The sequence below is a fragment of the Sphingomonas bacterium genome, from assembly GCF_903644055.1.
In the GTDB taxonomy this organism is placed as follows: domain Bacteria; phylum Pseudomonadota; class Alphaproteobacteria; order Sphingomonadales; family Sphingomonadaceae; genus Sphingomonas_I.
In genome coordinates this window covers 1-12,042 of sequence record NZ_CAHJXD010000258.1, presented here as the reverse complement: position 1 = coordinate 12,042, position 12,042 = coordinate 1, and the positions used below count along the sequence as shown (strand labels likewise).

Annotated in this window: 13 protein-coding genes; 8 read left to right on the top strand and 5 right to left on the bottom strand. The window is 63.4% G+C overall.

Annotation, left to right across the window (positions count from 1 at the left end):
* The 3 genes from HUU94_RS11405 to mnmA all read right to left on the bottom strand — a co-directional run.
* Positions 1 to 773: glutamine synthetase beta-grasp domain-containing protein (locus HUU94_RS11405; protein ID WP_174275195.1), on the bottom strand; the 773-nt coding region annotated here is incomplete at its 3' end.
* Between the two features lie 66 nt (positions 774 to 839).
* Positions 840 to 1,178 (bottom strand): P-II family nitrogen regulator, encoded by a 339-nt coding sequence (locus HUU94_RS11400; RefSeq protein WP_174275194.1) that lies wholly within the window; start codon positions 1,176 to 1,178, stop codon positions 840 to 842.
* Between the two features lie 173 nt (positions 1,179 to 1,351).
* Positions 1,352 to 2,467: a tRNA 2-thiouridine(34) synthase MnmA gene (gene mnmA / locus HUU94_RS11395; RefSeq protein WP_438827121.1), complete on the bottom strand. Its 1,116-nt coding sequence runs from the start codon at positions 2,465 to 2,467 to the stop codon at positions 1,352 to 1,354.
* A 112-nt stretch (positions 2,468 to 2,579) separates the two neighbouring features.
* Here mnmA and HUU94_RS11390 point away from each other — a divergent pair, with 112 nt between their 5' ends.
* From HUU94_RS11390 to HUU94_RS11380, 3 genes are all read left to right on the top strand, one after another.
* Complete coding sequence (locus HUU94_RS11390; protein ID WP_174275192.1) at positions 2,580 to 2,921, top strand: hypothetical protein; 342 nt, start codon at positions 2,580 to 2,582, stop codon at positions 2,919 to 2,921.
* Positions 2,922 to 2,931: 10 nt separating this feature from the next.
* Positions 2,932 to 3,231, top strand: coding sequence for a CtrA inhibitor SciP (sciP, locus tag HUU94_RS11385; protein WP_174275191.1), 300 nt, complete (start codon positions 2,932 to 2,934; stop codon positions 3,229 to 3,231).
* Between the two features lie 130 nt (positions 3,232 to 3,361).
* Positions 3,362 to 3,619 (top strand): GlsB/YeaQ/YmgE family stress response membrane protein, encoded by a 258-nt coding sequence (locus HUU94_RS11380; RefSeq protein WP_174275190.1) that lies wholly within the window; start codon positions 3,362 to 3,364, stop codon positions 3,617 to 3,619.
* 81 nt (positions 3,620 to 3,700) lie between these two features.
* Here the strand turns inward: HUU94_RS11380 and HUU94_RS11375 are convergent, their stop codons facing one another.
* Positions 3,701 to 6,823: a TonB-dependent receptor domain-containing protein gene (locus HUU94_RS11375; RefSeq protein ID WP_254602161.1), complete on the bottom strand. Its 3,123-nt coding sequence runs from the start codon at positions 6,821 to 6,823 to the stop codon at positions 3,701 to 3,703.
* Between the two features lie 183 nt (positions 6,824 to 7,006).
* Complete coding sequence (locus tag HUU94_RS11370) at positions 7,007 to 7,735, bottom strand: metallophosphoesterase family protein (RefSeq protein WP_174275189.1); 729 nt, start codon at positions 7,733 to 7,735, stop codon at positions 7,007 to 7,009.
* Between the two features lie 186 nt (positions 7,736 to 7,921).
* Here HUU94_RS11370 and HUU94_RS11365 point away from each other — a divergent pair, with 186 nt between their 5' ends.
* The 5 genes from HUU94_RS11365 to HUU94_RS11345 all read left to right on the top strand — a co-directional run bounded on the left by HUU94_RS11365 (position 7,922) and on the right by HUU94_RS11345 (position 11,934).
* Positions 7,922 to 8,257 carry a DMT family protein gene (locus HUU94_RS11365; RefSeq protein WP_174275188.1) on the top strand — a complete coding sequence of 112 codons (336 nt, stop codon included), beginning with the start codon at positions 7,922 to 7,924 and terminating at the stop codon, positions 8,255 to 8,257.
* Between the two features lie 65 nt (positions 8,258 to 8,322).
* Entirely contained in the window at positions 8,323 to 8,874 is a 552-nt protein-coding gene (hslV, locus tag HUU94_RS11360; protein ID WP_174275187.1) for an ATP-dependent protease subunit HslV, read from the top strand.
* A 22-nt stretch (positions 8,875 to 8,896) separates the two neighbouring features.
* Positions 8,897 to 9,931, top strand: a complete 1,035-nt coding sequence (locus tag HUU94_RS11355) for an aldo/keto reductase (RefSeq protein WP_174275186.1) — start codon at positions 8,897 to 8,899, stop codon at positions 9,929 to 9,931.
* Positions 9,932 to 9,946: 15 nt separating this feature from the next.
* Positions 9,947 to 11,245, top strand: coding sequence for an ATP-dependent protease ATPase subunit HslU (gene hslU, locus HUU94_RS11350; protein ID WP_174275185.1), 1,299 nt, complete (start codon positions 9,947 to 9,949; stop codon positions 11,243 to 11,245).
* 62 nt (positions 11,246 to 11,307) lie between these two features.
* A complete protein-coding gene (locus HUU94_RS11345; RefSeq protein ID WP_174275196.1) occupies positions 11,308 to 11,934 on the top strand; it encodes a DedA family protein in 627 nt (208 codons plus the stop codon).
* Positions 11,935 to 12,042: the final 108 nt, after the last annotated feature.

The following is a 12,042-nucleotide window of genomic DNA, read 5'->3' as shown; positions in this document are numbered from 1 at the left end:
ATGAAGGTGACGGTCTTGCCGTAGGCCTGCGCCACCTGCCACACGACATATTTGTAGATCTGCATGCGATCGGCGGTCTGGACGAGCGTGCCGAAGGTCAGGCCGAGCTCGTGCTGTGCCGCGGCGACCTCATGATGATGCTTGTCGCACGGCAGCCCCATTTCGAGCATCGTCGAGACCATCTCGGCGCGGATGTCGACCGCGCTGTCGACCGGCGCGACGGGGAAATAGCCGCCCTTGGCGCGGGGCCGGTGGGCGAGGTTGCCGCCTTCATAGTCCCTGCCGGTGTTAGTCGGCAGCTCGATATCGTCGATCTTGTAATAAGAGGAATCGTAGGTGTTGTCGAAGGTGACGCTGTCGAACATGAAGAATTCGGCTTCGGGACCGACATAGACGGTATCGCCGATGCCCAGCGTCTTGACGAAGGCCTCGGCGCGCTTGGCGGTGGAGCGGGGATCGCGCGCATAAAGCTCGCCGGTCGAAGGCTCGACGATGTCGCAGACCAGGATCAGCATCGGCGTCGCCGAAAAGGGATCGATCCATACCGCATCGAGATCGGGCTTGAGGATCATGTCGCTCTCGTTGATCGCCTTCCAGCCCTCGATCGAGCTGCCGTCGAACATGAAGCCGTCGTTGAGCTCGTCATCACCCACGACGCCGGACACCATCGTCAGATGCTGCCACTTGCCCTTGGGATCGGTGAAGCGGAGATCGATCCATTCGATCTCCTTGTCCTTGATCATCTTGAGAACGTCGGACGCTTTATTCGCCATGGAAATGCCCTTCCCCGTGAAACCTGGATGCGGCGCATCGGCCGCGATTGCCGTCTTTCCCGCAGCCTACACCGCGTCGGCATCCCTCTCCCCGGTGCGGATCCGCACCGCCGTATCGACCGTAGTCACGAATATCTTGCCGTCGCCGATGCGCCCCGTCTGCGCGGCCTGCTGGATCGCCTCGACCACGCGATCGGCGAGCGCATCGTCGACCACCACCTCGAGCTTCACCTTGGGTAGGAAATCGACGACATATTCGGCGCCGCGATACAATTCCGTATGACCCTTCTGGCGGCCGAAGCCCTTGGCCTCCGTCACCGTGATCCCCGAAACGCCGACGTCGTGCAGCGCTTCCTTCACCTCATCGAGCTTGAACGGCTTGATGATGGCCTCGATCTTCTTCATTCGAACGGCGCTCCCGGACGCGTGCTTCGCGGGCCTTCAATAAGCGTGCCGGTCAGCGCCATGCAAGCGGCGCCGATATGGAGAGCATGGCGCGTGCCGAAGCTGCACGCAAAGCAAGCAGGGCCTGATCGCCCTGCCCCTTTTTGCGGCATTTCGATCGGGTCACGACCGGCTCAGGCCGCGTGCGCCAACGTGGCCTGCGCCGACTCGATCCAGCCGCCGCCCAGCACGCGATCGCCCGCATACAGCACCGCCGCCTGCCCCGGCGCGACGCCATATTCGGGCGCGTGGAAATGGACGCGATCGCCATCGAAGCTCGCGGGCGTCGGCCTGGCGAGCGAGCGGACCTTGACGGCAAGCTCCGCCGACGGCGCGACCGCTCCGCCGAGCCAGTTGATATCCCCAAGCGCCGCCGAGGAGACCGCAAGCGCGGAACGCGGGCCTACTACCAGCCGCCGCTCGGCCGCATCGACCTTGATGACGTAGAGCGGCTCCGGCGCGCCGCCGATCTCGATCCCGCGCCTCTGGCCGACGGTGTAGCGGAGGATGCCGCGATGCCGCCCGATCACCCGGCCCGCCAGATCGACGATATCGCCGGGGACGTCCGCCTCCGGCCGCATCCGCGCGACCAGCCCGGCATAATCGCCGTCGGGGACGAAGCAGATGTCCTGGCTGTCCGGCTTGCCCGCGACCCCCAGCCCGAGTTCGGCGGCGATCTCGCGCACGCGCGGCTTGGGCAGCCCGCCCAGCGGGAAGCGCAGATATTCGAGCTGCGCTTGCGTGGTGGCGAACAGGAAATAGCTCTGGTCGCGCGCCGGATCGAGCGCACGGTGCAGCTCGGCGCCCGCCTGCCCCGCGACGCGGCGGACGTAATGGCCCGTCGCGAGGCAATCGGCGCCGAGCTCACGCGCGGTGGCGAGCAGATCGGTGAACTTCACGCTCTGGTTGCAACGGATGCAGGGGATCGGCGTGCGGCCCGCGACATAATCGTCGGCGAAGCGATCGATCACGCTCGTGCGGAAGCTGGTCTCGCGATCGATCACATAATGCGCGATCCCCAGCCGATCGGCCACCGCGCGCGCGTCGCGAATATCGCGCCCGGCGCAGCAGCTTCCCGCCCGCCCCACCGCCGCGCCATGATCGTAAAGCTGGAGCGTGATGCCGATTGTCTCGGCGCCGCTGCGCGCGGCGAGCGCCGCGACGACGCTGCTATCGACCCCGCCCGACATGGCGACGACGATCCGCGGCCTGCCGCCGCATCGATCCAGTTGAAAATCGCCCAATTCCATCGCGCGCCGCATAGCCTTTGATGGGTATGCGCGGAAGGGCTCCGCGCGTCCCGATGCCTAAAGCTGAGGCGATTGCTGCCGTGATCAGCCTTGTGGAGGCGAAAGCGCGCAGATGAAGCCGGAATTCAAGATCGAGGGACAGGAGGCATCGTCCGCCGAATATGCGGCGCTGATGTCGGCTTTGCTCGCCTCGCAGGCGGCGACGCCTACCGCGCGCGCCTGCACCGACGGCGATACCGCGCCCGATCCGCTGTCCGCGATCGAAGCTCTGTTCGGCTGCCAGGTCGGCGCGGTCGCCGCATCGGCCATCGCCCGCTTCGACGCGCTGGGCGGCACGAGAAAGGATGGTGACCGCGCCGTTTACCCTGGCGTTTCAGCCTTCCTTGAAGCCGGGGATCCTACCGCATCCGTGTCAGGGCCGCCCGCCGGGGCCGCGCCCGACCGGTACGAGTAAGAGGATGCAGATGATCGAAAATCAGAGGATCAAGGCCGCCCAGGTGATCGGCCCGCTCGGCGAACCGCTGACGCTGGAGTCGCTGCCGCCGGTGGGCACGTCGCGCTGGGTGGTGCGGCGCAAGGCCGAGGTCGTCGCCGCGGTCGACGGCGGGCTGCTCAGCTTCGAGGAAGTGTGCGATCGCTATCAGATCAGCATGGAGGAGTTCGCGAGTTGGAAGCGCGCGGTGGAGCGATCGGGCATGCCCGGGCTCCGCGTCACCCGAATCCAGCATTACAAATCGCTTTACGAACGTCAGCAGCGCTACTGATCACGGCTCGTCTTTCCCGATAAACCGTTCGCCGCCAGCCTTTTCGGAACCGTTTCGATTTCGGGGCGTCTAGCTTCCCATACCGCCGTCCGCTCGATGTCGAGCGCGGCGGCGAAACGGGAGAACGGTAATGGGACTTATTCTTTGGCTCGTGATTGGCGGCGTCGTCGGCTGGCTTGCTTCGATCCTGATGCGCACCGATGCGCAGCAGGGCATCCTGCTCAATATCGTGGTCGGCATCGTCGGCGCGTTCATCGGTGGCCTGATCTTCACCGGCGGCTCGATCAATAACCAGCCCCTGACGATCTACACCTTCCTGGTCTCCCTGGTCGGCGCGGTCGTCCTGCTCGCGATCGTCAATCTCGTTCGTCGCGGCTCGGTCCGCTAAACCAGCGATGTTTCTATAAAAAGGGCTGCTCCGGGAGATCCGGCGCAGCCCTTTTTTTTTGAAGTTTATTCCCGATCGATCTTAGAACTTAACTCGTGCTCCCGTATAGAGATAACGGCCACGGACATCGTAGATACCCGAGCCACCACCTACGCCAGTCAGGCCGAACGGCGGAACCCTGTCAGTCAAGTTGTCGACGCCAGCGAAGAGATTGACTTTGCTCGTAACGTCCAAGCTGGTGCGAAGCGCATGATACCAGACCGTAGGATAGAATTGGCGATCGGCGTAATCGGCGTTTTCCGGCGCCCGGCCCTGAACGCTATGGGTATCTTCCCAAGTATTCAAAACCATGTGCCCGATGAAGCGGACGCCATATCCAAAGGTAACCTTGCCGCGCCGCACGTCAATGTCGAGATTGAACGCATCGATAGGATCACCGAGCTCACCACGGATGCGATCCGCGCGACCCGGATCGATCGGATTAAGGAAGCTGTCGCGCTGAATTACATGTGTATAAACGCCATGCGCCGAAAGCTCACCGATGCCGTCGAAACGGTGATGATAGCCCGCATCGAGATTGATGCCGCGCGCGCGCAGACTGGCATAATTCAGCGACGATACTAGCAGGCTGTTCTCGATGATCCGGAAAGGGTCCTCACCGTTGGGACCGCCGCCAGCACCCGCCCGCTGGAACAACGCGCAGAATGGATTGGCCAGCGTCGCCGAGTCATAGCACTGGTTGATCGTCGTCTGTGCGGCCACAGACTGGATGACATTCTTCACCTTGATATTATAATAGTCGATCGACAGCGTAAGCCCCGGTACCCAGCGCGGGGTGATGACGGTGCCCAGCGTATAGGAATCTGACTTTTCCGCCGTCAGGGCAGGATTGCCGCCGCTCCTGATCGCCAGCGACTGAATATAAACATAGTCGTAGGCGGCCGGGATGCCTGCCGCGCGACAATTCGCCGCGCGGGTTGCGGTGCCGGCGGCAATGTTGCGAAGCGAGCAAGGATCAGTGACCGTGGCGAAATTCGCGCTTTGCGTCGCGTAGAGTTCACGAATGTTCGGCGCGCGCACCGAGCGCGAATAGGTGCCGCGGAATTTGATGTCCTGGACAGGTGCATAATCGGCCCCGCCATTGTAGGTATATACCGTCCCGGTCGCACCCTTGTAGTGCGAGACGCGGCCCGAGCCCGAGAGGGTAAGATCTTTGAAGAACGGGCGATCCTTGAGCAACGGAATTCGGATTTCACCAAACGCTTCCTTAACTTCGAAGGCCGGCGCACTCAGCGTCGAGATCGCATTGTAAAAAGTGTAGCCCGAGTTCACCAGTGGATCTTGGCGATAGAGGTTGGTTTCACGACGATATTCGCCGCCGATCGAGACGCCGATGGGGCCACCGGGCAATTCGAACCATTTACTGGAATCGCCGGCAACATATCCGACGATGTCCGTCTGCCGGATTCGAGTGATGGCGAGCGTATCCTGCAGAACGTAATTCCTGGCAGCCTGGCTGATATTGCCTTCGCCGAACGGATTGAGAGGCTGGCAGGCGGCGACATCGGCCGCGAGCGTGGCGGCACTGCTGCCAGGCAATTGGGCGGTCGTTGCGGTCGCTGGATTGACCTGCGAATTGCAGACGATCTGGCCGGCCGCGTTGCGAACCGTATCCATTGACAGCAGGAAGCGCTGAACGTTCAGATTGCCCTGGACAGTCGTGTTTTCTCGAGTCTCGCCGTAATTGCCCGAAATCTCGTAATGGAAGCCATCACCGAGATCACCACGAACACCGCCGACCAGCCGATAAGTCTGTCGATGGCTGTTCTCATTACGAAGGCCGAGGTCAGTCAGATTCTTGGCGATCGTGAACCGGGTCGCGCCAGTTATCATGGCTGCCGGAGTACCAGATGCGATCAGTTGCTGCGTAATCAGGGCACGCGCCTGAGCCGAAAGATACGGATTGTCGAGGCGCGGTCGCTCGTAGGTCGTGCTGAATCCAAAGGCGCTCAGCGTGGTGCCCTGAATAAATGCCGGACCGCTTTGCGAACCCGTCGTGTGAATCTTGACATATTTCGCTTCGAAAAACGGAACGATCGCGGGCGAAATCTCGTAGTGTCCTATAAGGTTGACATTGATGCGATCCTGTCGTGGCTGGAGCACCAGGATATTTCCCTCGCGTCCGACGTTGCCATTGCCGCCGATAAAATTGCCGTTGGGCGCGATGCCAATCCGCGTACCGGTTTCCGGAACAAGCGTGCCATCTGGCTGAAACAGATATTTACACGTGAAAGCAGTGTTGCTGTTGCTGTCCCGGCCACACGCATTGTTGGCGAACGAGACCAGGCCACCAAAAGAGATCGTGGTGCTACGGATATCGTTGAAGAAGAAGCGATCCGGTCCGTTCGCCGCACCATTCAGCGAACCCGCCGGATCCGTAGCAACGACGACAAAATTGCTGTTAGGGAGGATATTCCGCCGATCCGATCCGTAAAAATCGGTTTGATGCGCATAATCGAACGAACCGGCTATATTACCACGCCCTTCGCCGAAATTCTTACCTGCGGTGATCGTTGCAAGATAGGCACCCGCATCGCCATGGGTGCTGACGCCTCCGCGTACATTCGCCTCAATCCCTTCGAAATTCTGCTTCAGCACGAAATTTACGACGCCCGCGATTGCGTCCGAACCGTAAACTGATGACGAACCACCGGTGACGACATCGACCCGCTCAAGCAGGCTGTTCGGGATGGTGTTGATGTCGACGCCCTGGCCGTTCAAATTCAGAATACTGGGCGCAACATGGCGACGTCCGTTAACCAAAACCAAAGTACGCTGAGGACCGAGGCCGTAGAGATCCAGCACGTTCAGACCGGTCGTGCCTAAGCCAGCCGTAGAATTCTGTTGGCTGTAAGTAGAGCGGATATTCGGCAGATCGTTCAGCTTATCGCCAATTGAAACCGAACCGGTCTGGCGGATCAAGCTGTCGCCGCTGATAGAGATGATTGGCGCAAGCGAGATCGCATTTGGCGGCGCAATGCGCGAGCCCGTAACTATGATCTGCTGATCGCCGTCGCTCTCAGTCGCGGATGCTATGGTCGGCAACTGATTTGGTTTCACAGCAGGCTGCGCCCAAGCTGGCGTGGCAAACGCGATGGCGCTCAGGCTGGTACTAAGCATCACGTTTCGCATCGTGTTTTTCATAAGATATCGCCCCAGCTACCGTTTGAATGATGACAGCATGGCGAATTGGCGGAGCAATTGTAAAGCTGAGGTTCATTTAGCATTCGGGGTTCTGATTCGCTGTTGTGCAAATGCAACAGTGTGTAACCACTCTTAAATGTAGCGGATTGCATAGATAAGACCGCAGACGATTCGTCTCCAGATTCAGCCTAATGATCGTGGTATCGATAACAGGTGCCCCGCTTCGATCCTTATTTCGTTGAAAGAGGGTAGTGTGCCGCGAATACGGCGGGAGAGCGTGCCCGCGCCTATGAGCCTCAAAGTACGGCCAGCGATCGGCCAAGACGCATCGAAGGCATCGTGGACATGGCCGCTCAGTACCGCCGCCGCGCCGGCGGCGGCCAACCGTTCGAGCGCCTCGGCGCCGCCGCTGGTATCGCCATGCCCCTCGAAATTGGTGCGGGCGAGCGGATGGTGGCAGCAGACGATCGCCACGGTTCCCGGATCGCGCGCCGCGATCGAGGCCAGCGCCGCGTCCAGACCCGACCGGGAAACGCGCCCCCACGCCAGGCTGCGCAACTGAAAACGCGCGGTCGTCCTGAGCGGCACCAGCAGCACGCCGGGCAGCGCGATCGGACGTTCGACCGCCTTCTCGACGCGGCCGAAACGCTTGTAGGGATCGAGCAGGCGCTGGACCGGGTTGAAATAGGGCAGGTCATGATTGCCGGGCTCGATCGTCACCGGCACGCCCAGCCCCTCCAGCCAGGCGGCGGCGGCGGCGAATTCGCGGCGGCGCGCGCGCATCGTCAGATCACCGGTACAGGCGACGACATCGGGCCGCTCGGCGCGCACGATCTCGGCGAAGCGCGCGACGGCGGCGGTATCCTCGCGCCCGAAATGCACATCGGAGACATGGAAGATGCGAACCGCCATCGCGCGGATCAGCGCCCCATCGCGCGGCGGGTTCCCTGCCCGCGCCGCGCGGCTATGATCGCCCGACCAGAGGCACAGCAGGAGGATAGCCCGCGATGGCGCGCGAACATATCAACGAAGCCGCCACCGAACGGCACCTGATCGCGCCATTCGCGCTTTCCGCGCGCACGTCCGGCTGATCCCGTCATGCCCACGTTCGCGCTGCTGATCTGCTCAAACCTGTTCATGACCGCCGCCTGGTACGGGCATCTGCGCTTCCTGCCGCACAGCCGGATCTGGGTCGCGATCCTGGTCTCCTGGGGGATCGCCTTCATCGAATATTGCTTTGCCGTACCCGCCAACCGGATCGGACATGCCAGCGGGCTCAGCACCGGCCAGCTCAAGATCATGCAGGAATGCGTGACGCTGGCGGTGTTCGCGCTCTTCTCGGTGCTCGTGCTGGGCGAGCCTTTGGGCTGGCGTTATGCGGGCGCCGGCCTCTGTGTTCTGGGCGCGGCGGCGTTCGTGTTCGTCGGCCGCTAACGCCGGCCTCGTTGCGGCGGCGCGGGGCCGCCACCATATCGGCGGTGAACGAGCACGGACAAAATATGCGCGAAGACAAAATCGGCTGGCACGGAACGACGATCCTTTCGGTGCGCAAGAGCGGCAAGGTCGTGGTGGCGGGCGACGGCCAGGTTTCGATGGGCAATACGGTGATGAAGCCCAACGCGCGCAAGGTACGCCGCATCGGCGACGGATCGGTGATCGCGGGCTTCGCGGGCGCGACGGCGGACGCATTCACGCTGTTCGAGCGGCTGGAGCGCAAGCTGGAGCAACATCACGGGGCATTGCTGCGCGCCGCGGTCGAGCTCGCCAAGGATTGGCGCACCGATAAATATCTCCGCAACCTCGAAGCCTTGATGATCGTCGCCGACAAGGAAATCACCTTGATCCTCACCGGCAATGGCGACGTGCTGGAGCCCGTGGCAGGAGTCGCGGCGATCGGATCGGGGGGCAATTACGCGCTCGCCGCCGCGCGCGCGCTCGTCGACTATGAGGAGGATGCCGAGACGATCTGCCGCAAGGCGATGGGCATCGCCGCCGAGGTCTGCGTCTTCACCAACGGCAATCTCACCATCGAGGCGCTCGACGCCGCCTGACGCCGCACGGGAAAGGACATCCATGCTCTACTCGAAGCTCGGCCATACCGGCCTCATCGTCTCGCGCCTGTCGTTCGGCGCGATGACCTTCACGATCGACCGCACGACGTCCGTCGCCAAGACCGATGCGGCGGGCGCCGACGCGCTGATGGGCCGCGCGATCGAGGCGGGGATCAACTTCTTCGACACGGCGGACGTCTATTCGGGCGGCGATTCCGAGATCATGCTCGGCAAGCTGCTCGCCGGCCGGCGTGACGAGGTGGTGCTGGCGACCAAGGCGGGCTGGCGCGCGGGGGAACCGCTCAACCGGTCGGGCCTTTCCGCGCAGCATCTCCACTGGTCGATCGACCAAAGCCTCAAGCGGCTCGGCACCGATCATGTCGACGTCTATATCGCGCACCGCGACGATGCGAACACGCCGCTCGAAGAAACGCTCGCCGCGCTCGATGCGATCGTCAAGGCCGGCAAGGCGCGCTATCTTGGCTTCTCGAACTGGTCGGCGTGGAAGGTCGCCGCCGCGATGGAGCTCCAGCGCGCCAACGGCTGGGCGCCGTTCACCCACGGCCAGATGTCCTATTCGCTGCTCAAGCGCGGCATCGAGAGCGAAGTGGCGCCGATGATGCGCCGCTACGGCCTCGGCCTGACCGCATGGAGCCCACTCGCTGCGGGCTTCCTCAGCGGCAAATACAGCCGCGACGGCCTCTCCGATCCTACCGATCGCCTGTCCAAGCGGCGGCTGCCGTTCAACGAGGAATGGGGTTTCGGCATCCTCGAAACGGTGCGCGGAGTTGCCGAGGCGCATGGCGCGAGCCTGGCGCAGGTCGCGATCGCCTGGCTGCTGGTGAGGGATCTGGTGTCGAGCGTGCTGCTCGGCGCGTCGAAGCTGGCGCAGCTCGACGACACGCTCGGCGCGCTCGATCTCGTGCTGACCGCAGCCGATATCACCGCGCTCGACGCGGCCACCAAGCCCCGGCCGAGCTATCCCGGCACGATCGTCAACGTCGCCGATGCGGAGATCGCCGCGGCGCTCGCCCGCCGGCCCGTCTATGCCGCCTGATTTGAAAGACACTGAATGAACGACGCCCTCACCCCCAAGGCGATCGTCGCCGCGCTCGATCAGCACATCGTCGGGCAGCGCGACGCCAAGCGCGCGGTCGCGGTCGCGCTGCGCAACCGCTGGCGTCGCCAGCAACTCGCCCCCGAGCTGCGCGACGAGGTTTCCCCCAAGAACATCCTGATGATCGGGCCGACCGGCTGCGGCAAGACCGAGATCAGCCGCCGCCTCGCCAAGCTCGCCGACGCGCCCTTCGTCAAGGTCGAGGCGACCAAATTCACCGAGGTCGGCTATGTCGGCCGCGACGTCGAGCAGATCGCGCGCGATCTCGTCGAGGAAGCGATACGGCTGGAGAAGGAGCGCCGCCGCGCCGCGGTCAACGACAAGGCCCAGGAGGCCGCGATGGCGCGGCTGATCGACGCGCTCGTCGGCAAGGATGCCTCGGAGGCGACGCGCGCCTCGTTCCGCCAGCGCTTCAGTGACGGCCATCTCGACGACAAGGAAGTCGAGATCGAGGTCGAGGATACGGGCGGCATGCCGATGGAGATCCCCGGCATGGGCGGGCAGATCGGCATGATCAACCTCTCCGACATCATGGGCAAGCTCGGCGGCGGGCGGATGAAGAAGCGCAAGCTGCCGGTACGCTCGGCCTGGAGCAAGCTGGTCGAGGAGGAGGCCGACAAGCGCCTCGATCAGGACGAGGTCAGCCGCGCCGCGCTTGCCGATGCCGAAGCCAACGGCATCGTCTTCCTCGACGAGATCGACAAGATCGCCGTTTCCGACGTGCGGGGCGGATCGGTCAGCCGCGAAGGCGTGCAGCGCGATCTGCTGCCCTTGATCGAGGGCACGACGGTCGCGACCAAATATGGCCCGCTCAAGACCGATCACATCCTCTTCATCGCCAGCGGCGCCTTCCACGTCGCAAAGCCGAGCGACCTGCTGCCCGAATTGCAGGGCCGCCTGCCGATCCGCGTCGAACTGAAGGCGCTGACCGAAGCGGACTTCGTGCGCATCCTCTCGGACACGCGTGCCAGCCTCACCGAGCAATATCGCGCGCTGATCGCCACCGAGAATGTCGCGATATCCTTCACCGAGGACGGCATCGCCGCGATCGCCCGCATCGCGGCGGAGGTGAATGCCAGCATCGAGAATATCGGCGCGCGCCGCCTCTCGACCGTGATGGAGAAACTGCTCGAAGACGTGAGCTTCAACGCCGAGGACCGCGGCGGCAGCGCGCTGACCGTGGATGCGGGGTATGTCGAAGGTCAGCTTGCCGAGGTCGCGCGGAATACCGATCTCAGCAAATATGTGCTGTGAGCTACTGCAAGGCACCCTCTCGACAGGCCGTACCGATCCCGCCACATCGCTAGGCCATGTCGCTGACCGAAAAGATTCTCGCCCCGATCGCTGCCTGGATCATCGCGGTGATCTCCGCGACGGGATATCTCGGCGTCGCGCTGCTGATGGCGATCGAGAGCGCGTGCATTCCGCTGCCGTCCGAGATCATCATGCCGTTCGCGGGTTATCTCGTCTCGACCGGAAGGTTCGGGCTGATCGCGGTGGCGACGGCGGGGGCGATCGGCTGCAACCTCGGCTCGATCATTGCCTATGAGGTCGGCAAGCGCGGCGGGCGGCCGTTCGTCGAGCGCTATGGCCGCTACGCCCTGCTCAACCTCCACGATCTCGACAAGGCCGAGCGTTTCTTCGCGCGGTTCGGCAGCGTCACCGTGCTGGTCTGCCGGCTGCTGCCGGTCGTGCGATCGTTCATCGCTTTTCCGGCGGGCGTCGCGCGGATGCCGCTGCTGCGCTTCCACATCTACACCTTCCTCGGCTCCTGGCCGTGGTGCTTCGCGCTGGCGTGGGTGGGAATGAAGCTGGGTGCGGCATGGCGCACCGATCCACGGTTGGGCCACATCCTGCACTATGCCGATGCGGCGGTGATCGTGGCGCTGGTGGCGGGCGGCATCTGGTTTGTCCTGCACCAGCTCAAGAAACGGCGCGCCTGATCTAAGAGTCTGTCCCGCTGACGTTGAACTATCGTCACCCCGGCCTTGAGCCGGGGTCCCGCTGCCTGCCGACGCTGAAGAAGCGGGACCCCGGCTCAAGGCCGGGGT